A 21971-nucleotide genomic window follows, 5' to 3' on the forward strand; every position below is an offset into this window, starting at 1 on the left:
AATCTTTTTCTTTGTAAGTGATTATTCTTGCCATTTAGGATTTTCTCCTGTTTTCTTGCTCAAAATGAATAAACTTGTCCGCAAATTCCGAAGCGTTTTCAATTCCGCATTTTTTTGCAAGCTCGTAAAGACTTGTTTTTTTAAGACTTGCGGCACGCGTAATTTCTTCATTCGTAAGAATGTCCGTGCTTTTTCCAGTCGCCAGAACTTGCCCGTCAGAAATAACGATAGTTTTGTCCGTGTACTCAAGCATCAAGTGCATATCGTGCGTAATCATTATGATTGTAATGCCAAACTCACGATTGAGTTTTCGCAAAAATTTCATAATCTCGGTGTAATGCGCAAAATCCTGCCCAGCCGTCGGTTCGTCCAAAATGATGACAGAAGGATTCATCACAAGAATCGAAGCGATTGTGACTCGCTTTTTTTGCCCAAAACTTATTGAGCTTACAGGCCAGTTTCTGTACGGATATATTCCGCAGATTTTTAGAACTTTGTTCACCCGCTCTTTAATCTCGTCTTTCGGGATTTTTCGCACAGTCAGCCCAAGAGCGACTTCATCAAAAATAATGCTTTTAGAAATCATCTGGTTCTGATTTTGCAAAACGAACCCGATTTTTTCGCCACGCTCTTTTATGGACAGATTCGAAATATCTTCCCCGTTCAGCAAAATCTGCCCTTCGTTCTGAGCATAAAATCCGCAGATTAAAGACGCAATCGTAGATTTTCCGGCACCGTTCGTTCCCACAATGCTCACCATTTCGCCTTTTTTGATTTCAAAACTCACATTTTTTATGCAAAACGGAGCATTTTCATCATATCTAAAACTCACATTTTTCAGCTCCAGAGCAGTTTCTTTGTTTGGAGCAAGAGGTATTTTTTTTGGATTTTCTCAAACCACGAGAGAACTTTTTGCTTGTACGGCTCAAGATTCATCATTTCGATGTGCTCAGGCTTGTCTTCTGCCTTTAACTCGCAGCCCGCGTATTTGAGTGCAGAAATGTAAAGCGGCTCGCGGATTCCTTTTTGCCAAAGCAAGTTTGTGCACAAAAGATTTGCAGGCGTGTCGTCCGCAACAATTTCGCCGTTTTCCATAAGAATGATTCGGTCAACGTTCCTGTACAAAACGTCTTCTAGCCTGTGCTCGATTATTATTACCGTTTTTTCCTGATTTTTGTTTATTTCGTCGATTAACGCAATTATTCGTTTTCCAGAAGCCGGGTCCAAGTTTGCAAGTGGCTCGTCGAACAAGAACACTTCCACGTCATCAACAAGAATGCCCGCAAGCGAAACCCGTTGTTTTTGCCCGCCGCTCAAAGATGCAGGAACAGAGTTCAAAATTGATTCCACATTCACGATTTTTGCAGCTTCAAGAACTTTTTCTTTCATCACATCGGTCGGCGTGTTGTCGTTTTCCAAAGCAAAAGCAATATCTTCGGCAACGGTTAGACCAATAAACTGACCGTCTGTGTCTTGCAAGACCGTTCCGATATGCTTCGACATACTAAAAATGCCTTCATCTTTTGGACTCAAGCCGCAAACCGAAAGACTTCCGCTGATTTTTCCAGAAAATGATGAAGGAATGAGCCCGTTAATGCACTTTGCGATTGTAGACTTTCCAGAGCCGGACGCCCCGATTATCAGGATTTTTTCACCCTTGTTTATAGTAAGATTTATGTTTTTAAGAGTGGGATTTGCTTGAGTTCTGTATTTAAAAGAAAAATCCTTGAATTCAATGATTGGCGGCATTTCGTAAGTCCATAAAAAAAATTGGGAGCGTTTGTCATTATACAAAAACACTCCAAAAAAGAAAGCCAGTTTTAATTTTTTTTATTTTATGGAAGCCTCTAAAAACACCCAAATTTTAAGTTTTTCGAGATATCCGCTTCCTATTTCTGCAAAATCAGTGTCGTAGAATCAAATTCAGGTTTTACCTTAAAAGTTTTTCCGCTGAAGTCGCCCGAAATAAATTCCAGGTAAGCGGCTTTTTCGTCCCTCTGAATTTTGTATTTGACATCGAATGAATCTTTTTTATCCTGCATGTTCACGAAAGTTAAAGTTCCTGAATCTTTTTTGGGAAGTTTTTTCGGGATATAAAAAGCCTGTTTTTCTTCAGTCTGAATCGAAAAAATCAAATATGAAAAATTGAATAGCTCTTCTCGCTCTGTGTATTCTTCATACTTGCAAAAATAAAAAAATCTTGCTGGTAAAATCATTTTGGAGCTTTCAAGAACTTCTAATTTCTCGCCGTCAAATTCATAATCGTAGTAAGCTTTGAAGTCCTGATTTTTATAGAGGAAAAGAACTCCCTTAATCTGATTTTCGATTGTTTCGTATTGTGCTTCTGCCAGTCCTTTTATAGTATTTTCATTGTCAGCTTTTTCGTCGTCAGAGTGCTTCAGTACCTCTGCAAGTTGGGTTGCATAATCTTCGCCAGGATTGAATTCCTCATCTTCCTGAATTTCGCCGATTTCAATAAGCATTGAGAAACAGACGATGTTGTAGACCGTATCTTTCCAATCTGGCTTTTTAAAATCAATGAATTTAAGGAATTGCTTCTCGACAAGCCCGAACCTAGAAATTCTAAAATTATTTTTAAATTCCTCAGAGTCGTAGATTTTTTGGATTTCTGCGAGAGTATGAAGATTTTTGTCCTCGGCATATTTTTCAAGCGATATTTTTGCCGCTTCAAAGCACATTTTTTCCGTTTTGAGAGAAAGGATTTTATTTTTCTCGTCGATTTTGTACTTGAATTCTCCCCACGGATTATCTTCGTGCAAAATCAGAAGTTTTCCGTTTTCATGGAATTCATATTTTGAGCCATCTGATTCGTCAAGAAAAGTTTTTCCACTAAGAATATCTTTAGCAAAGGCAAAAGAAACTGCCATCGTCAATAACAAAACGCTGAAAATTTTTTTCATAATGATTTTATTTTAAGGTTTTTCCATAATGAGTGTAAAGCAAGCAAATTTTTGCCGAATCGACGACGGTGGTAAAAAAAGCCCCCGAATCAAAACGTCTGCAACAAAGCTGACGGTCGAGTTCGGGGGGCACTATCAATAGAGTGACAGAAATTCAAGCGAATGCTGGGATTCTTTATTCTTCCTCTTTAAGAGAAGAAGATTTTGTCTTTATTTTTGAATAACCAAATGCAAGCAAAGTTCCGAGAATCGCAACGATTACAAGATTTGTGATTGCAGCCGTAACGCCCTGCACAAAAACTTTGTTCGCAGGCTCTTTGTAAATAAGAATGTCCAAGACTGGAGCCACAAGAATCCAAGCGAGCGCGTTTGCTACAATCTGCGTGATGTTGAAAAGCACAATCTGTTTTACACCGAATCCGCCGTTTTCAACAGCATATTTTTTAATGAACAGACCGACCAAAAGACCGAACACTGCATCCGGGAAAACCCACGACCACCAAACGCTTCCGTAGAAAACTGCATCTCCGAGCGCATGACCTATAAGACCGATTGCAAAGCCTGCTGTTGGTCCAAAAACCACTGCAAAGAATGCAAGAACAGCCGCGCGCACCTGAAGTGCCGTATTCGGAACGAATCCAATCGGAATCTGTACCGTAGTAAGTGCCACGAAAATTGCCGCACCAATACCAATTGCCACAACCTGCCGAATGACTGATTTGTGATTTTTATCTGCCATAAAAAACCTCCAATTTAAAAGTCCTATTTTAATAATCGTAAAATAAAGTAAAGATATAAACCTATTAAGTCAATAGGAAAATAGATATTTTGAAGAAAGATTTGCAAAATCTTGTTGCAATAAAAAAATCATAATAAAATAGCAACAAGTTCATTTTTTAGGTACAGCGCTATGATTGAAAATGAAAAACAAAATCGAACTGCAAACTGTAAAACTCGCGACAAGAAGAGACAGACTCTTCGCATTCGCCATCGATATGTTCATCCTAAAGCAGGCGCTTGCCCTGTCTGCTCTTGCTCTTGGCGATTTTTATGCAAGGCTTAACAGCTGGGGAAAAGTGCTCGGCGCGCTCATCGCGCTTGTTTATTTTGGGCTTGGCGACAGCAAACTTTTTGGCGGCCAGACGCTCGGAAAATTGGCGATGGGAATCCGCGTGGCAGACAAGCACTGTGAGGGCATTAGCGTTCAAAAAAGCCTGGTGCGCAGTTTCTGGCTCTTTTTTAGAGTGACGTTGAACGCCCCGTCTTTTTCAAGCTCAAAATACATTCTGATTTTGTTTCTGGAAGGATTTGTTTTCTATTCGATTTGGTTTCTGGAGCTTTATTTTTTTATCGTCAACCGCGGCACACGGCAATCTCTCCACGATTTAATCGCAGGGACTTTTGTGATTGAGGCTGAAAGCAAAGGCGAAATTTCTTTCGTGAACAAAAAGAAAGCGATTTACTGTTCTTTGGTTTTGGTGGAATTCGTTTTTGCTGGAGCAATTTGTATAACTTTGGCAGCTCAAAAATTTGGCTTTGACCAATCGCTCAAGGTGCAAAGCCAGATTCAAGAGGCGCTTCCTGTCTACAGCACTTCGATTCGGCACAGCAAAACAAAGCGTGAAGGCGATGGCACAGAGTCGGGCAAAAAACTTTCGATTCGCACTTGTCTAAAAAACAACGCCAGCGACATAAAAGCAATTGCACGCCAAATTGGCAAAATTGTCTCCGAGTCGGGCTTGGCGTCTGAAGACGAGTCTTGTTCGCTGAAGATTTGCTACAACGGCTACGACCTCGGCATTTTGGAAAACTATGATACCAAAAGCTATTCTGTTGGCAACATCGAACAATTGGAAATTATGTTTACGATAAACTCGATTTTGGACGAAGCCGAGAACAAAAAGGAGTAGGGAAATTACAGATTTCTCTTCTCTAATTTCTCCCCCCAGGCCATCTGATAACTCAATTTTCTAGTGTCACCCAGAACTTAGATTCGGGGGCTATTACACTACAGATGGAGCAGATGAGGAGGTCCGAAAATTATTGTCATGCTGGACTTGTTTCAGCATCTACGCTGCATATAGTGCAAAGATTTCGAAATGAGTTCGGAATGACACTGTGCAACGAACTTATTGGACAGCCCCGTGACAGCAGTTTTTAGATAGGCTCCCCTAAAAAAAAACTCCCCCGAATTTTCAGGGGAGCCTAAGTTTTCTTCTACACTTCAAACTGGTCAATCTGCGAACCGATTTGGGTGATTGTGTCGCTGACTTTTGTGGAAATGTCAATCAATTCGGAGCTGCTCTTGTCGATTAAGGCTGCATTTTCGTCCATTGAGTTGACGAAACCCTGCATTTTTGTTGCACTGCCTTTTAACTTTCCGACCTGGCCAAGAATCAGCGAGTTTCCGTCGGCCATTTCTTTTGAAGCCGTGTTGACTTCGTATGAACTGTCGTTCATGTCTTTTAGTGCCTGAATAATCTGCGTTGAGCCTTGTTTTTGCTCGTTCATTGCAGTTTGGATAAGCTGAACCAAAACGTCCGTGTCCTTGATTCCGTTTGTAACGGTGTTGAATGCCGCGCTTGTTTGTTCCGAAGCGGTTACGACGTTTTCAATTGATTTTCGAATGTGATTCAGTCGATCGCCAATCCGTTTTGATTGCAAAGACGACGTTTCCGAAAGCTTTCGGATTTCATCAGCAACTACGCTGAATCCTTTTCCGGCTTCCCCGGCGTGAGCCGCCTCGATTGCTGCGTTCATGGCAAGCAGGTTCGTCTGACCCGCAATGTTTGCGATTACGGAATTCGCTTCCAAAAGCAATTTTGAATCAGCTTCGATTTTAAGAATCATTTTGTTAACGTCGCTCTGCTTTAAGAATCCGTCTTGCGCGCTTGAAGACAAAACGTTGAACGAATTTACCATTTTTTCGACCGTGTTGTTTACGGAATCAATATTTCCAATCATTTCTTCAACTGCACTCGACGCCGCAGAAACTCCCGAAGACTGATTCGAAATCATTTTTTCAAGAGACGAAATATTTGAGGCGATTTGATTTACGGCGGTGTCGGTCTCGCTGATTCCCTCGGTCTGCTCGTTTATTCCGCTCGTGGTTTCAATGATGCTGTTTTTGATGCTTTCGATTGCGTCTGCGGAATTTGTCGTAGTTTCAGAAAGAATTTCGCCCGCCTCAACGAGAGTTACCTGCGATTTTTTTTAGCTCAGAGACAATCGACTGCAATTTTGCGGTAAAGTTGTTGAATCCGAGAACGATTGCACCAATTTCGTTGTTCGCCGAAATCTTGATTCTTTTTGTAAGGTTCGCGTTTCCCGAAGCAATGTCGTTAATCGCTCTTTCAACCCTTTTGAGCGGGCTTAACAGCCTAAAGAGAAGCGTTCCGGTTATTGAGATGAGTGCGAATGCAATGATTGCAAAAGAAATCATCATGATTTTGCGGATTGAGTGACCAGACGAATAAATCTGCTCCTCTGCAATGTTGAATCCGAGGCTCCACGGTGTATTGTGGACTGGCGTGTAAGTTACGAATTCCTTTCGTTTTTCTTTTGCGTTTTTAATCCAGCCGGAACCGATTTTGCGGTTTACCATGTTCTGTGCGATTTCTTTTAGGTCTGCTTCGTCACTTCCGAGTCCCGTAAGAAAGTTCTTTTTCATTGCGTAGCCGTTCTCCGGGTACATGATTACGGTTCCGTCGCCTGCCAAAAGCCATGCGTTTCCTGTTTCGCCAAGCTGAATGTCGCTTATGATTTTTTGGATTCCGCTGAGCGGGTAAACTCCCGCAAATACGCCGAGTTTTTTTGTGTTGACAATTACGACGTGCGCAACGTAAAAAATCGGTTCTTTAATAACTTCGTCCACTTTTGGATTGCTTACGTATTCGTAATTTCCGTCCTCGATTATGGCTTTAAAAAATTCTTCGTTTTTAAAATTCGTTACCGTACCGTCGTCGCGGTAAGCTGTTCCGTCCGGCGTGCAGAAATACATTGCGTCGATGTTTGCACTTTTTTTTCTCGTTTCTGTCGCACATCCATTTTATAATCGTCTCTTCGTCGAGCGACTGGGCTGCGTCCGACTCAACGTAATATCGGATTTCGCGAAGATACATGTTGAGCCTGTTCGTGAGCATTGAAGAATATGCCTGTGCGATTTCGCCACAGTTTTCGGCATAGGCTTTTCCCGTTGATTTATTTGAATACAGGGTGACTATAAAAAGCTGAATCGTTGATAATACGAGAAAGATGATTGCGATTGTTGCGATTAGAACGCTTACAAGACTTGTTTTTCTATTTTTGTTGTTCATTTCAAAAATTCCTTCCTCTTAGCGATTTTTTCCGCCAGCTTGTTTTGAATAGAATGAATCCAGTTGCTGTTGGAATTCTTTCATTACTTTCTCGATTCCTGCTTCTTTTAATTTTTGCCTGAATTCTTTTACGTATTCCTCAGGTTCAGCATTCTGGCCGTAGCAGATGTTTCCCATGTACTGACCGTAAATATTCGTTACCGCATCGAGTTCCGAGCTGATTTTAGACAAATCCCAGACAATCTGGCTGAACGGGTAGTCGATTTTGCATTGGTCGTAAATTGCGTTTATGTTGTCAAAAACGTCCCAGGCGGTTGCCGTGTCGCGCACTTCAAGATTGTCGTTTCGCCCCCACCAATAGTTCGTTACGATTCCTTTAGAGCCTTCAACCGGTTCCCTGAGTCCTGATGAATTTCGCTTGAATTGTTTTCCTTCGATTCCGTAGTTGATTAGCTCGTAACATTCTTTGTCGTTTCGGAGCAAGTCGTAAACCATGAGAGCGCGTTCTGGATGCTTTGATGCTGCCGACACAGCCATTGCGCCGTGAGTGATGGTCTGGTAAACGACGTTTTTTGATTCCTCGCCGAACCAAAAAAATCCTGAGTCCGAGCCGGGCACGTTCTTTTGGAGCTTTTTGTAAACTTGCGTGTACCAAGTCTGTGTGTGATGCTGTTCAACTCCTGTAAGCCCAAGACAGAATTCTTCTCGGTTGTCTATGTTTCCTGTGTTGTTCGTAAGCACGTTCTCAGGCCAGAATCCGCTCAAATTCCACTCCCGCATGAGTTTTGCGTAGTCAACAAGTTCTTTTCCTTCGTAGATTGGCGAATAGAACTTTTTCATGTTGCTTTTTTTTGTTCCGAACATGTTTGTGGAAGTAATTCCGTCGGCAACAATAAAATCACTTTTTGACTGAATGTAGCCTTCCGGGTGGAAAGTGCTCGAAGCTCCGTTGCTGTCCCACGGAACGATATTTTTATTCTCTTTTACGTAGCCAAGATATTTTGTCAGGTCTTCCCAGCTGTGCACGCCGTTCATTCCGGCTTCTTTTGCCCAGTCCATGCGGTACATGAATCCGTGATTTGTCCATTGCGTGTAATTGTCTTCCGGGAAGAAATAAATGTCACCGTTAAGGCGGCAAACGTCCCAATGCTCTTTTGAGACAGATTCCCAGGTTTTTGGTGCGTATTTTTGAATCATTTCATCGGAAAGAGGAAGAAAGTTTCCGAGACTTGCGTTTTTCCATGCGTCGAGCCAGTCGGTTGCCGTTCCGATTAAGTCGATTGAGCCGTCTTTTTCGGCAAGTTTTAGGTTGTAGTTTGTCTGATAGTTGTTCCAAGGAATGTAGTAAATTACTAGTTCCGCGTTGACCAGCTTTGTAAGCCTTTCGTTCAGTTTTTCGAGCATTTCGGCAGTTCCGCTGTCTTTCGGCTTGTTTCCCGTCGTTAAATAGGTGATTATTACATGATGTTTTGGTACTTCCGAAATTGTTGTTTTTGATTTTTCTTTTGAACAAGAAAACAAAAGAAAACTTGAAAGAATAGTGGCGATGGTTTTTAAGCAAGTTTTTTGCATAGTAACTCCATGTCGATTTTAAAAATTTTCTTTTAAGCAATAAATTCAGATTAAATCCAAAATTGGTAGTTAGCAAGTTTTTCTTTTTTTACATCCTGAAAGTCAATTTTGGCAAAGCTTGAAAAATTACAGTGTAATTTTTTTTGAAACGCCGCAACGGTGACCAGCAGATTTTTATACTAGAAAGTTGTATTTTTTAGATGGTACTTATAACATATCGGAGAGGAACGTGATGACTGAAAAAATTCAATTCGAATCGATTTTTGCATTTTGGAAAGATTTGACTCCAGTTCAGCGGAGCGCACTCGAACAGACTGCCCGTAAAGAAACTTTCGCGCGCGGAAATGTGATTCACCGCTCGGACGGAACTTGCCGCGGGGTTATGGCAGTGCTTTCTGGGAGTCTTCGTGTGTATTGCGTCTCGGACGAGGGCAGGGAAGTTACGCTTTACAGAGTTGAGGCCGGAGAAATCTGTATTCTTTCGGCATCGTGCCTTATGGATTCGCTAGTTTTTGACGTTTTGATTGAAGCCCTTTCCGAAACCGAAGTTTGTCTTCTTCCCTCGGCGGTTCTCCACAAAATTGAAGAGCAAAATCCGCTGGTAAGCCTTTTTATTTACAAAAATGCGACAGAAAAATTCTCGGAAGTGCTTTGGACGATTCAGCAGCTGCTTTTTATGAAAATCGATCAGCGGATTGCCCAGACTTTGCATGACGAAATGCTTCGGCAAGGAACCGACACGCTTTGTGTAACTCACGAAGAAATTGCCAAGCAAATTGGAAGCGTTCGTGAAGTGGTTACAAAGACTTTAAAATATCTTTCCGAAGAAGGTGTCGTTTTGCTCTCCCGCGGTAAAATCAAAATTACCGACAAAGAAAAACTCCGTTCGTTCATTTAATTCGCTCATTTTATTCGCTCGTTGGATGTACTAGGCAAAAATGACAAAAATCTATAATATGTCAGAATGACAAAATGACAAAAAATGTCATATTGATATGTTAAGAGGTTTTTAAGATGAAAAAAATTGCCGTCACTTCAATTTGTGCGCTATTTGGTTCGGCTATGCTTTTTGCCAGCGGTGTTGAAAACAAGACAAACATGAGCACCGGATATTTGAGAAATCCAAGCCGAAATACGGAGACAAAAAGACCAGAAGCTTCCTATTATAATGTTGCAGGAACAGCTTTTATGACCGACGGACTTTATATTGAGGCTGGAAATCAGTTCGTATTCAAGGAATATGGAAACGAACTCAACACTGGCAATGCTTTTGCCACATCCGGACTTTCTGATTATTATTCAAATGATGAAACAACGGTTCTTCTTTATCCTGATGCCGATTTTGTTTACAAACATGATTCATTCGCTATTTTTGGAAATTTTGGCGTTTATGCGGGCGGCGGTTCGCTCACTTTTTCTGAAGGAACGAGTGCGACTTCGTTGTTGTTCGCAAGTGCGGCTAAAACTAACATGGTAAAAGCTGCAACAGCACAGTCTCAGGCAGAAGCTCAAACTTACAGTGCGATTGCAACCACTTTGCTTAACATTGCGAAAAAAGACGGACATTCCCTTGATGTAACTTCGATTACTTACGGCGGTCAGCTCGGTGTTGCTTACAAATTCCTTGACAACCTTTCTTTTGCCGCTGGGCTTCGCTACGTTCACGGAACGCAGGATATGTCGATTCAAAGCAACTATTTTACCGTACTCGGAAACGGAAGCGACGAAATTTCTTACAAAGCAAACGGTTGGACGGTGAGCGGAGTTTTTGGAATCCATTACCAGCCAATTGAAAACGTTGATTTGGCAGTTCAGTATCAGTCAAAATCTTCTGTAAAATACAAAGTTGAAGATGTTTCTGGAAATCTTGCCGGACAGTTTGGTATTAGCAACGGAAAAACTTTCCATACAGATTTGCCTGCTGCCTTGAATCTTGGAGCAGGTTGGCAGGTGCTTGAGCCGTTGTATTTGAGCACGAGCTTTAACTACTACTTCAATTACTTTGCCGACCAGAATTCAATTCTCGGCGAAACCGACTACGACAATTCATGGGAAGTTGCAATCGGTGCGGACTGGAAAATCTGCAAATGGATTTCTTACAGTTTGGGATTGCAGTACGGAAATCAGGGAACGAATGACACTTCGAACAGTTCGTTCAACCCGGTTTTGGACAGCGTTTGCGTAGGAACAGGTTTTGAAATCTATCCGACCGAGAATTTTACAGTAACTCTTTCAGGACTTTTCGCAAAATATTTTGACACAGATTACTATTTGAGCAATTACAAAACGACTTTGAGCAAATCCGTAACCAATTTGAGTTTTGGATTTACTTATCACTTCCCGAATTTGTAATACGCCCGTCATGCTGAACTTGATTCAGCATTTTGAACCGAGTTCGGCATGACACGTTTTAAAACCCTTATATCCGCGTCAAAAATCTGCAAGTTGGCTTTCAATGTATTCGTGAAATGCTTGCGAAATATTTTTACCATTGTTATAATAAAAAATTATATATAAAAGTGGTGGAAGTATGCCAAATAAAAAGAAGAAGATTTTTCCTATTGGTGTAAAGCTTGCAATTATCATCGGCGTAATTGTTTTGGCATCTTTGGGCACTGTTACATATCTGAACAGTTATTTTGTTTCGCAGGATGTAAGAATTACTGCAGAGGAAAACAATCTTACCGTAAACAGCCGCTCTGCCAGTTCTGTGCAAAATGAAATCAACACAGTGCGGTCGAATGTATTACAACTTTTGGATTTAATCAATGCGACAAGCGGCGGGCACAATTCAGCTATTGCCCGGCAAGCTGAAATTTTCTTTTTTGAACGAAATTCAGAAATTGCAGAAATCATTCTTTTAACAAATAGTAACTCAAATCTTTCAGTTCACAGTCGTTTACGAAATACTCATTTTTACGTTTCCAACGAAATCGAATTTGATAAAACCGACAAATATATAGAAGAAAATCAATCGGCACTTTTGCGAGCTGCTCGTGGCGAAACGATTGCTATAAACGCTTCGCCTTTTTTTGGCTCGCCAATGATTTCGCTTTTGCTGCCATACCGCGAGAACGGACTTGAACAGATTTGTGCCATTTTCTTCAGTCTTGAATCGATTTCAGAAACTTTGGGAACTGGAAAAATAAATTCCACATTTATGATAAATGATTCTGATGAACTTTTGTGCCATGCAGAAAACGAGCGAATTTTGAGCGGGCAGAGCTTAAAAAATCATCCGCTTGTAAAATCTATGCGCGAAAACAATCAGAATAACGAGGAAAGCCGACAAATAATTTTTGATTTTACAGACGAAAACGGACTCACAAGTCAATACATTGGCGCATATCAAAAAATTCAGATTGCAGATATTTGTGTTATGACAACCGTTCCTCTGGACACAGTTTTGGAAGGCGTTCGTACAACTCGAAAAAACAATCTTTACCTTATGGCAGTGGTCTTTTTTGTATCTGTTATTTTTATTTTGCTTTTCTCCCGCTTTGCAATTTCAAAAGCACTCAGACATTTAACAGCCAGTGCTCAGGAAATTCAAAAAGGAAATTTCAACACATCGATTATTTCACAACTAAATTCCCGCCGTCGAGATGAAATTGGAATCTTGAATCAGAGTACAAAAGACGAGCAGGAATTCTTGAATACTTTTGCAAGATTTACGAACCGGGGAGTTGCAAAGGCAATTGCAAGAAAGGAAATTGATTTTGAACCGCATCTAAAAGATGTTACGATTTTCTTTAGCGATATTCGCGGTTTTACAGCAATTTCTGATGGATTTAAAAATCGATTTGGCGAAGAAAGCCCGCGGGAAATCATCGGATTTTTGAATGATTATATGAGCCGTATGGTTAACTGCGTTACAATCAGCGGCGGAACGATTGACAAATTTGAAGGCGACGCAATTATGGCGGTATGGGGAATTCTTCGCGACGATTCCCTTGATTTTGAAAACTTGCCGGATTCGGACGCAAATAAAAAATCATTTGCCGAAAAGCATTTGAATCACATAAAAGAAGATGCCGTGAACGCAATTCGGGGAACAATTGCCATGCGTTATGCTCTGATGCAATACAACAAAGATGCGGAAGCTTTTACAAAGGCTCACGAGAATGAAGCTAAGGCAAAGTACAAGCCTCATATTCGAATCGGCTGCGGAATCAATACAGGGCGGGCTACCTGCGGAATTATGGGCAGCGAAGACAAAATGGAATATACGGCAATTGGCGACAGCGTAAACTTTGCAAGCCGAACAGAAAGTTCCAACAAGCCTTGCGGAACCGACATTTTGATTACGCAAGACACATACAATCTTTTAAAGAAAGATTTTATTCGTTGCGAGGAAAATAATTTTACGATTCCAGAGCAAAATTCCGCAAACGAAATTGTTGTAGAAATGATTCCTGTTGAATTTGAAGTTAAGGGAAAAGGCGCCCAGCATTTTTACGGAGTTGTGAATATGCCAGGCTTTAATATAGAAGAATTTTTTAAAAAAGCAGATAAGGAATTTGTTCTTGATGCGGATTGCGCACGTTCTGTTGGAAAGACTGGTCCTAAAACTCTGAATGAAGTTAGAAAACTGCTTGGAATTCCAATTCCAGAATTTGAGAGTGTGAACTTGAATGAAGAAGAAAACAAAATTCAGGTTAAAAAATGATTTAGCTGTTCCGTTCTGGATAGCTATTCTTATTTGTCTCTTGTGCGCAGCTTTCAGTTTCTTTCTGTTTTATCAGAGTTTTTTTAAGGCTCTCTCAAAATTGAATGAGGAACCGATTGCGACAATCACTTTTAAATATAAAACTGCTCAACGAAAATTTTTGGACCGAGTTGTTTGGGACAGGCTTAGGCAAAATTCTCCAGTTTATGACGGCGACACAATCCACACGGCGGAACTTTCGGAAGCAACGGTCTGGTTTGTTGACGGAACGGTTTTGGACTTGGACGAAAGCACAATGGCTCAGGTTTTTCTGCACACGGACGGAACCCTTGCGGCGAATCTTGAAAAAGGTAGCGCGAGCGTAGATTCAAGTGCCGGCGGAAAAGGTTTTGCTTTCACTTCCGAAAACGTTAGCATTGTCGTTAAAAATGGAAGCCGTGCGTCTGTTCAAAAAAATGAAGGCGAAAACAAACTTTCCCTTGTTTTGCAAGAGGGAAGTGCTGAACTTTCTGACGGAAAAATTTTGTCCGAAAATGCGGCTTTTTTAATCTCTGAAAACGAAAGCGAAAAGCAAAGTTTTTCGGTTGTGAGTCCGCTTTTGAACGAGAAAATTCTTTATTTTGAAGAAGGCGACTGCCCGGTAGATTTTGAATGGAAAGCTGAAAATCAGAATGAACTTACGCTTTTGCTTGCGAGCGACAAAGATTTTAAGATTGTAAATCAAACTCTGAATGTGAGCGGAAGTTTAAAATCAACTTTAAATCTTCCGAAAGGCACCCATTACTGGAAACTTTATGACAAAAATCAAAATGAAGTGACCGGAAAATTGCAGATTGTGCAATCTTTAAAACCTGAACTTTTGACTCCTGTAAAAAATTATTATTATCAATACAGAACAGTTTTGCCGTCAGTGCGTTTTATTTGGACAGAAAGTCAGGGGGCGACGGCTTATAATTTTGTGCTTTCAAAAAGTCCTGACATGAAAAATCCTGTGATTGAACAGCGAAGCTCAATGACTTCGTTGATTCTTTCTACATTGCAAGAAGGAACTTATTATTTTCAGGTTACTCCTTTTTATGTTGCAAACAGGCTGGGCTTGGCAAATCCTTCTGAAATCGGGACGTTTAAGATAGTCAAACAGGGACGTCTTCTTCCGCCAATGCTTTCAACACCTTCTGACGGCGAATTTGTGGACAAAACCAAAGAAAAAATTACTCTTTCGTGGAAAATGGACACGGAGGCTTCTTTTTACAAAGTGAGTGTTTCGAAAAAAAATGATTTGACTTCCCCGATTTTTTTAAAAGAGACAAAAGAAAATTTTGTCAACTTGAATCAAAACGAAATTCAAAATCTTAGCGACGGAGAATATTTTTGGTCGGTAACTTTGGTTGATTCTGAAGGAAACGAAAGCCCAAAATCAAAAATCCGCTCGTTTTATGCGATGAACGGAAAAATCGAACAGCGAACGGTTTTTCCGCCAGACGGATACAAACTCTGGCGAGTGCTTTGTGCGGACACTCGTTTTACCTGGAAGAGCAACATCAACTTTGCAGAGAAAATTCAGATTGCACGCGACAAAAATTTTTCTAACATCGTACTTGAAAGCGAATCAATAAGTAAGTCTTTTGTTGGCGCGAATCTTACCGAAGGAACTTACTATTGGCGAGTTAGTGCCTCGTCGGGCAATTTTACGAAGTCAACCGAGCCAAAAGAATTTTTTATTTTGGACGAACTTCCAGCCCCAACGATTTTTGAGCCGACTCTTTCGAAGCGAGCTGTAATCAAGTCTGATGAAAAATGTGATTTTAGTTGGAAAAAGCAGGAAGAATCTGACTATTACAGAGTAAAAATCTTTAAAGGCGAAACTCTTTTGCTCGATGAGAATTTTATAAGCGAAAATCATTTTGCCTTTGACATGCGGGATTTTGAAGAAGGCGTTTATCGCTGGGAACTTCAGGCTTTTTCGTATGAAACGGCAGAAAGTTCAAGACGAAGCAGCCGACTTTCTTCAACGGATTTTTTCTTGAGGAAAATTCGGCCTGTAACTCTAAAAAAGACCGGCTCACAGAACTCATATTGACGGCTGGGAAGCGATAGAAAATCCGGGCTATTTTGAATGGGCATCCAGTGAAAAATTTTCAGATGCACAAATTATTCTTACCAAAAAAGGTGCTGGCGGAAAAACGCAGAGTTTTAAGCAGAATTCTTATCGCTCTAAAATTCCGCAGCTTTCGGGCGGGGAATACGAGTGGACTGTAAAAGCGTTGACGATGGACGATTTGGACATTTCGGCAACTGGAAAGTTCAGTTTTACGGTAGAGCCGATTCCTCCGTTTGAAATGACGAAGGACGCAAAAACCGAAACGACAGATTTTTTTGACGCTTCATATTTGCGAAAAAAACAAACAATTTCTTTTGTGTGGCAAAAAGTGAACAGGGCGCGTTCTTACATTTTTGAAATCCGCGACTCAGCGGGAAAAATCGTTTTGCGAAAAATTTTGGACGGAAATGAGAATACGAATTTTGTCCTCGATGATTTGACTATTCTTTCTAAAGGTGAATTTAACTGGAGCGTAAAGGCGGTAAGATTCTCTGACGACAAAAAAACGATTTTAGTTGACGGCGCGGGCGCGCAAAAAAGTTTTACCGTTGATTTTGCAATAAACTCGAACGGCGGAAAGAGAAAGAAAAAAGGAGAATTTTATGCTGAATAAAAAAATCCTGTTTTTCTTTTTGATGATTCTTATTGTTTCTCTTGGTTTTGCCCAAAAAAATCTTGGCGAAGATGAAATTGGAATTAATCAATTGCTCGGATTTGGCGAAGACGGAAATTCACAGAGCGAAACCGCAGAAAAAAATAAGATTGTTCAGCCTTTTTCTTGGGTAAGTGCGGGCGACGTGTTAAAATATGAAATTAAGATTGAAAAATTTAACGAAGCGAAAAATTTCTTTGAGGAATATTTTTTTCATGAGACAAACGAAGAAGAGACTGAAAACTGCATAATCTATTTTGATCCGCCTCTTCCAGTTGGGCATTATAAAGAGCGGATTCGGGTTTTTAATCTTTTGGGGGCAATTGAAGAAAGTCTTACATATATAGAAGAATTTGACGTTCATCAGGCGTACAAGCCAGAAATTAAAAACGTAAGCTATCCGCTTTACATGCGCAACGTGATTTATCTTGATGATTTGGACAATGACGGAATCCTTGAAGTAAGCGGAAAAAATCTTTTTTTGATTGACGAAGATAAGGCGGAAGGAAGCACTAAATATTTTTTGCAGCGCGGAAGGCCAATTTTTCCGAAGAAGGTTGTAAGCCACGATTCAAAAAATCGGAGTATCAGGCTTCAGTTTGATATGAAAGATTTGGACGTGGGCGAATATCAGCTGGTGGCGCAGGATTCGAGCGGACTTCATTCCGAAATAAATCCTGATTCAGTTTTTACGGTCAAATTCAAAAAACTTGTGGATTTGGATTTGGAAGCGGGGTACGTTCTTCCTGTAGTCGTGCAGGACAACACGATTCCGACTTATTTTGAAAAAACAATGCCGGTGAGCGCGCAGGCAAAATTGAATTTTATGTTTTACAAGCGGCGTTGGGGATATTTGGGGCTTGCCTTGCGGGGAAGTTATTCTCGGCTCAAAAAGAGTGTCGAGAAATACACGATAGACGGAAATCTTGGAACAGCGCACTTGATGTTTGCTTATCAGTTGCCACTTTTTAGGCGCAGGGTGATGTTTGAGTTGCATGGCGGACCTGGCGGAGCGTACTTTAACAATATTGTTTTTCATTTTCCGTACAATATCGATTCTGCACCGCTCAATACGATTTCGCTTTCTTTTGACGCGGGACTTTCCGCACAGATTTATATAAACAAACGACTTTACTCAGAACTTGGCTGTGATTATGTTCTTACAAAAAATTCTGACATTTTGGTCGGAATGGTTATGCCTTATGCTGGCGTTGGCTGGCAGTTCTAGGAGGTATGGAATGGAAAAAATAATTTGTCATGCAGAGCGTGATTTGACATCGGCACGAAATATATTGAATAGATTCCGAAATAAATTCGGAATGACAGTGCGCAAATTCGGAATGACAGGACGCAAATTTGGAATGACAGGACGCAAATTTGGGACTGCTTCCAAATTTTTGGTTCTTTTTCTTTTTTCTTTTCTGTTCTTTTCCTGCAATTTTGACACTATTGCGAACCCGGAAGTTGACGAAAGCGCAAAATCGTATTTTGAATATTGGTCTTCCACTTGTCAGATTGCAAAAATTGAATTCAAATCGGCGAACGTTGAACTTGGCGGAGTTACAAATCTTAGTGCGAAAGATGAAATTGAAATTAATGTTATTGCCATAAATCCAAAGGAATTCAAGCTGCTTCAAAAACCTGAGGGGCAGAACTTTGCTTTTCAGAATGAAGCTGGCGATTTTACCTATTCAGATTATTCAGAAACGCAGGTGGATTCTTCGCTCATAAAAATCAAGGCGAAATTCTCAGATGATTTTGAGGGGCAAAAAATCACGCTTTCGGGCTGCCTGTGGCCTGAAAACCGAACGGCTTTTTCTGAGTCGGATTTGCAGGCACAAAATCCGGAACTTTTTGCAAGCACTTCGTTTATTCAAAACACACCGCCGGATGAAGTTTCTAATTTGCATGTTCCGAAGGGACTTTTGAACGGAAGGCATTATGTTTCTTTTGAACTTCCAGACCAAACCAAAAATAAGAACAAAGACTCAACGTATGAAGTGAGCTATTATCTTCGGGAAGAAAACGGCTCTCTTACCTACAAGGGAACAAAAAATCTTTCTGCAAACGACACTAAAAATTCTTCGTCTTCCGCATTCTTTTATTATTTTGATGAACAGGAATCAAATCTTTTTTATGAATACACTGTGGTTGTAAACGGACCTAGGGGGCTAAAATCTTCTCTTGTTTCGACCGCGCCTGGTTTGGGCGTTCACAATCTTTTGGAGCCAGATTTTGAATTCAGCCCGACTTACAACGGAAAAGTAAACGCGGACGGCTACAGCATGATTGAAGTTGACGGGGAGAGCGACACCGTTTCTTACTCAATCAAATCTTTGGAAAGTGCGGCTATTTTGACTGGAAGCGTGGATGGAAGTCCTTTTGCGGGCGAAACGAACGGAACTCTTTCTATTGGAAACCACATGCTTACGGCAACGGTTCGTCAGGACGGATGCCGAGACGTTACGGTTACAAAAAATGTAAAAGTCGTTCAAAAATTGGTAGAACCTTCTTACACGTTTGACCCAGACTTGAATGGCGAAGCTGACACTAGCGGATTTGAATATATCGAAGTTGCCACTGCGGACGACAGTGCTGCCTGCACGATTACCTCGGCGGCTGGAACTACAATCAGCGGAACTTACGACGACTCGGAGTTTACAAGCGAAACGAACAGGCATGTTATTCCTCTTGTAATGGGCGTGCACACAATCAGCGTAACCGTTCATAAAGAATATTGGCTTGACCAGACATTCACAAAGAAAATCAAGGTTGTTCAGTGTTTGGCTGGCGCAAGGATTGATTTGGGAAATAACGGCAGTGCAAACGGAGAAACTGCTAGACAAAACGGTGAAGATTACACGGTATATGAATACACGGGAGATAGCCTTGGTGTAGCCGTGACTAACTCTGAGGCAGGTTCAACTCTCAGCGTGGAGATTAACGGTACAAAGGTTAACGGCACTGCCACTAATGCCAGCACAACGCTTAACGACGGATTCAACAAAATTGTTGCGACTGTCTCAAAACAGAATCAAATACCTGTGGTTGTTGAGCAGAATGTTTATGTTGTAAAGAAACTCGTAGCTCCGACTATTACTTTTGGTCAGGATTCCAACGGAAACACCGACAGCGACGGCTACACATATTATGAGGTTGAAAAATCAACAGATAAAATTACTTACACCGTTACGGATTCAAATTCTGGCTCAACGCTCACAACAAAAATTAATGCTTCGGATAAGCAAAACAGCGGAGAGTTGGGAATTGAAACATACGAGATTGTTGCAACGGTAACGAAGCCATACTGTAAACCTATAAGCGAGACAAAGAAAGTCAAAGTTGTTCAGGGACTTACAAAACCAAAAATAACTTACACAAATGCAGCCTCTTGTGACGGAAATACAATTAAATTCAGCTACCTCAAATACGACAACCTTTTGATGGACGTAACGAATACCTACGATGGCGCAACGATTACGACAACGATTGACGGCGGCACTGCACAGACGGGCGATTTGACGAACCAAAAACTTGATGTGGGTACCCACACGATAAAAGTGACGGTAGAAAAAGAGTGTTGCACGCCTGTTAGTGTGGAAGAGACGATAAAGGTAGAGATTAAGCCTGTTTATGTTTCTTTTGAAAATAATAAATTCATATTCCATGGTGCTGACGATGAAAGCGGAAATTCTATTGACCTTTACGGAACTTTATGTGCAGAAACGGAGTCTACAGGAAAACAGAGCATTTGCACCTGGAACAATGAAGAAGTATCAAAAAAAGCGTTTGCTAAGATTACAGACAAAACATTCGTTTTACAGTCACCAACAGAAAAATTCTACTTTTATAGTGACGGAGCACTATACGATATAGATGGCAGTAAAAAACATCCAATAGGAAATCTTTCAAGAGGTTCTTCTTCGTCAACAAGAACTTTAAAAGAATTAAAGGCAAACAAAAAATTTAATGAAGTTGGCGGAAAAGCTGAGGGGTATTTTAACTGCACGTTTACCCTAGTTCTTTCAGAAGTTTCAAATGCATCTTTCTCTTTCACACATGCATTAAATGGTCTTATTGACAGTGAGGGCTATGAATGTATTGAAGTTGAAAATTCAACAGATACAGTTTCCTATACAATCTCTTGTCTCGAAAGCGGAGTGTCTTTAAGCGGAACTGTAAACGGCTCTCCATTCAGCGGTACAAAAACTGGAACGCTTGACGTTGGGAAACCGTACACTTTGGTTGCAAGATGCACTGCTACAGGTTCTGGAACTTCGACTGTTACAAGAAAAATCAAAGTCGTAACGCCTCTAAAAAAGCCAACCCTCCGCATCTGGAACGGAATAAGCAATGTTACAGCCGACTCCGCTGGGGCAGAAGATACGGCATATTCGGACTATAGCTGTTACAACGTAAACCTTACCGCAGGCGGAACGCTCGGAACTGTTGAATATATTTTTGATGCCGAAAGCGGAGTGACCGTTGATGTTACTGACAACGGCACGGAGCGTAATGGAACGGACACGAAACTTGCACTTGGTCCGCACACGCTCACTGTAACATGCTCAAAGCCGGGCTATACTACACGTGAGTTTGAAGAAAAAGTGTACATTCAGGGAATTTTGGGTGCCCCATCCATTGCCTTTTACAAAGAGTCAGCCCATACGACTGCGCTTTCAATGCACAGCCACCCGGAAGCCAGCAGCTACCTTTTGTACGACTCATACGATGTGGAACTCGATAAAGACGGAAACTGCGCGCTCTATTACAAAGCGACACCGGCAAATACAGGAAGCACAGTAACCGTAAAAGAAAATAACGCGGAACTTTCTGGAAAACTTGCACTGGGACCTCATACAATCACAGTTACTGCGACAAGGCAGTATTGTGCTTCAAGGTCAGTTGAGAAGAAGATTTACGTACAGGGAATTTTGAGCGAGCCGACATTCACGCCGGACGGTGAAAAAGTAAAAACGGTGGGCAATACCGAATACTGGCAGTACAGCTACAAAAAATATGACGAGATGCCAATAACAGTAACGGCGGGGAACGCAGGAAACACGGTTACGCTTTATATGGACGGTCATGAAGTTGAAAATGCATCGCTCGGCTATGGTACTGCCGGAAGCGTATCTGTCACTCAGACCCGCCAATACTGCAAGACGCTTGAATCCGAATCGAAGTGGATGGATGTAAGCATCAAGCCGATTACGCTCACGTACAACAATAAGACTGGTAAGGGAAAGCTGGAACTTAAATTGAGCAACTTTGGCAATGACCCCGCCATTATGCCTCTGGGCGCTAACATAACTATACGTGCCGCTGGCAAGGAGGCTATGACGGCATATAATAAAACTGATGAATCGGTGAATCAGAATACATGGCTTACCCTTAACGATTCTTCGGCTCGAAGCGTTGAAATAACGCTGAATAATCCTTCTGACGAAATAATAGTGTATACGGATATTTGGAGAACTGATAAGAGCAATTGTACGATGAGGGATCATGAATCAACGCGCAGCCTTTCTCAGATAAAAGAAGGGAAAGGCGAAAACGAAAATGCCGGGGAATGGACGTTCATAGTCGATATGTATGAGGGGTATTATAGCAGAAAAGCCCAGCCCCGCATCACGTTTTCTGTGTCCGATTAAGGAAAAGCCAAAGAAGCAACATTGGGGGTGTTATTTGTTAGACATCCCCCTGTTCTGGGAAGTAATATAAAAACAATTTAATAAAC

The 21971-nt window shown here is 41.2% G+C and carries 16 protein-coding genes; 8 read left to right on the forward strand and 8 right to left on the reverse strand.

The features are described 5' to 3' along the window. Positions 1-34: 34 nt before the first annotated feature. The 4 genes from JI65_RS17460 to JI65_RS14115 form a co-directional block, all read right to left on the reverse strand. The gene (locus tag JI65_RS17460) at positions 35-832 is read right to left on the reverse strand and encodes an ABC transporter ATP-binding protein (RefSeq protein ID WP_242457259.1); all 798 of its coding nucleotides are present in this window, start codon (positions 830-832) and stop codon (positions 35-37) included. A gap of 5 nt (positions 833-837) precedes the next feature. Further along, positions 838-1794, reverse strand: a complete 957-nt coding sequence (locus JI65_RS17465) for an ATP-binding cassette domain-containing protein (protein ID WP_242457260.1) — start codon at positions 1792-1794, stop codon at positions 838-840. A gap of 95 nt (positions 1795-1889) precedes the next feature. Next, entirely contained in the window at positions 1890-2921 is a 1032-nt protein-coding gene (locus tag JI65_RS14110) for a hypothetical protein (RefSeq protein ID WP_191017759.1), read from the reverse strand. 175 nt (positions 2922-3096) lie between these two features. Continuing rightward, positions 3097-3660, reverse strand: coding sequence for an ECF-type riboflavin transporter substrate-binding protein (locus tag JI65_RS14115; RefSeq protein ID WP_191017760.1), 564 nt, complete (start codon positions 3658-3660; stop codon positions 3097-3099). A gap of 181 nt (positions 3661-3841) precedes the next feature. Here JI65_RS14115 and JI65_RS14120 point away from each other — a divergent pair, with 181 nt between their 5' ends. Further along, the gene (locus JI65_RS14120) at positions 3842-4831 is read left to right on the forward strand and encodes an RDD family protein (protein WP_191017762.1); all 990 of its coding nucleotides are present in this window, start codon (positions 3842-3844) and stop codon (positions 4829-4831) included. Positions 4832-5138: 307 nt separating this feature from the next. On the opposite strand, the gene JI65_RS14125 is transcribed toward JI65_RS14120, so the two are convergent. The 4 genes from JI65_RS14125 to JI65_RS14140 all read right to left on the reverse strand — a co-directional run bounded on the left by JI65_RS14125 (position 5139) and on the right by JI65_RS14140 (position 8809). Next, a complete protein-coding gene (locus JI65_RS14125; RefSeq protein WP_191017763.1) occupies positions 5139-5939 on the reverse strand; it encodes a methyl-accepting chemotaxis protein in 801 nt (266 codons plus the stop codon). 169 nt (positions 5940-6108) lie between these two features. After that, positions 6109-6921 (reverse strand): cache domain-containing protein, encoded by an 813-nt coding sequence (locus tag JI65_RS14130; RefSeq protein ID WP_191017764.1) that lies wholly within the window; start codon positions 6919-6921, stop codon positions 6109-6111. Beyond that, a complete protein-coding gene (locus JI65_RS14135) occupies positions 6860-7237 on the reverse strand; it encodes a hypothetical protein (RefSeq protein WP_191017765.1) in 378 nt (125 codons plus the stop codon). The genes JI65_RS14130 and JI65_RS14135 overlap by 62 nt, the downstream gene beginning before the upstream one ends. Before the next feature lie 18 nt (positions 7238-7255). After that, positions 7256-8809, reverse strand: a complete 1554-nt coding sequence (locus tag JI65_RS14140; RefSeq protein WP_191017767.1) for an ABC transporter substrate-binding protein — start codon at positions 8807-8809, stop codon at positions 7256-7258. Between the two features lie 232 nt (positions 8810-9041). Here JI65_RS14140 and JI65_RS14145 point away from each other — a divergent pair, with 232 nt between their 5' ends. From JI65_RS14145 to JI65_RS14175, 7 genes are all read left to right on the forward strand, one after another. Then, on the forward strand, positions 9042-9707 hold the full coding sequence (locus tag JI65_RS14145) for a Crp/Fnr family transcriptional regulator (RefSeq protein ID WP_191017768.1): 666 nt from the start codon (positions 9042-9044) through the stop codon (positions 9705-9707). Positions 9708-9823: 116 nt separating this feature from the next. After that, positions 9824-11161, forward strand: coding sequence for an OmpP1/FadL family transporter (locus JI65_RS14150; protein ID WP_191017770.1), 1338 nt, complete (start codon positions 9824-9826; stop codon positions 11159-11161). A 178-nt stretch (positions 11162-11339) separates the two neighbouring features. Then, complete coding sequence (locus JI65_RS14155) at positions 11340-13478, forward strand: adenylate/guanylate cyclase domain-containing protein (protein ID WP_191017772.1); 2139 nt, start codon at positions 11340-11342, stop codon at positions 13476-13478. Then, entirely contained in the window at positions 13444-15558 is a 2115-nt protein-coding gene (locus JI65_RS14160; RefSeq protein ID WP_191017773.1) for a FecR domain-containing protein, read from the forward strand. The genes JI65_RS14155 and JI65_RS14160 overlap by 35 nt, the downstream gene beginning before the upstream one ends. A 190-nt stretch (positions 15559-15748) precedes the next feature. Further along, positions 15749-16192, forward strand: coding sequence for a hypothetical protein (locus tag JI65_RS14165; protein WP_191017775.1), 444 nt, complete (start codon positions 15749-15751; stop codon positions 16190-16192). Beyond that, the gene (locus tag JI65_RS14170) at positions 16182-17459 is read left to right on the forward strand and encodes a hypothetical protein (RefSeq protein WP_191017776.1); all 1278 of its coding nucleotides are present in this window, start codon (positions 16182-16184) and stop codon (positions 17457-17459) included. Before JI65_RS14165 ends, JI65_RS14170 begins: the two co-directional genes overlap by 11 nt. A 10-nt stretch (positions 17460-17469) precedes the next feature. Continuing rightward, positions 17470-21885: a hypothetical protein gene (locus JI65_RS14175; RefSeq protein WP_191017778.1), complete on the forward strand. Its 4416-nt coding sequence runs from the start codon at positions 17470-17472 to the stop codon at positions 21883-21885. Positions 21886-21971: the final 86 nt, after the last annotated feature.

The sequence above is a fragment of the Treponema zioleckii genome, assembly GCF_014737315.1.
In the GTDB taxonomy this organism is placed as follows: domain Bacteria; phylum Spirochaetota; class Spirochaetia; order Treponematales; family Treponemataceae; genus Treponema_D; species Treponema_D zioleckii.

Excerpts from the sequence above, each read along its gene's own strand:
- JI65_RS14110 (WP_191017759.1), bottom strand. The coding sequence starts at position 2,921 with ATGAAAAAAATTTTCAGCGTTTTGTTATTGACGATGGCAGTTTCTTTT.
- JI65_RS14115 (WP_191017760.1), bottom strand. The coding sequence starts at position 3,660 with ATGGCAGATAAAAATCACAAATCAGTCATTCGGCAGGTTGTGGCAATT.
- JI65_RS14120 (WP_191017762.1), top strand. The coding sequence starts at position 3,842 with ATGAAAAACAAAATCGAACTGCAAACTGTAAAACTCGCGACAAGAAGA.
- JI65_RS14125 (WP_191017763.1), bottom strand. The coding sequence starts at position 5,939 with ATGATTTCGAATCAGTCTTCGGGAGTTTCTGCGGCGTCGAGTGCAGTT.
- JI65_RS14130 (WP_191017764.1), bottom strand. The coding sequence starts at position 6,921 with ATGTATTTCTGCACGCCGGACGGAACAGCTTACCGCGACGACGGTACG.
- JI65_RS14135 (WP_191017765.1), bottom strand. The coding sequence starts at position 7,237 with ATGAACAACAAAAATAGAAAAACAAGTCTTGTAAGCGTTCTAATCGCA.
- JI65_RS14140 (WP_191017767.1), bottom strand. The coding sequence starts at position 8,809 with ATGCAAAAAACTTGCTTAAAAACCATCGCCACTATTCTTTCAAGTTTT.
- JI65_RS14145 (WP_191017768.1), top strand. The coding sequence starts at position 9,042 with ATGACTGAAAAAATTCAATTCGAATCGATTTTTGCATTTTGGAAAGAT.
- JI65_RS14150 (WP_191017770.1), top strand. The coding sequence starts at position 9,824 with ATGAAAAAAATTGCCGTCACTTCAATTTGTGCGCTATTTGGTTCGGCT.
- JI65_RS14155 (WP_191017772.1), top strand. The coding sequence starts at position 11,340 with ATGCCAAATAAAAAGAAGAAGATTTTTCCTATTGGTGTAAAGCTTGCA.
- JI65_RS14160 (WP_191017773.1), top strand. The coding sequence starts at position 13,444 with ATGAAGAAGAAAACAAAATTCAGGTTAAAAAATGATTTAGCTGTTCCG.
- JI65_RS14165 (WP_191017775.1), top strand. The coding sequence starts at position 15,749 with ATGGACGATTTGGACATTTCGGCAACTGGAAAGTTCAGTTTTACGGTA.
- JI65_RS14170 (WP_191017776.1), top strand. The coding sequence starts at position 16,182 with ATGCTGAATAAAAAAATCCTGTTTTTCTTTTTGATGATTCTTATTGTT.
- JI65_RS14175 (WP_191017778.1), top strand. The coding sequence starts at position 17,470 with ATGGAAAAAATAATTTGTCATGCAGAGCGTGATTTGACATCGGCACGA.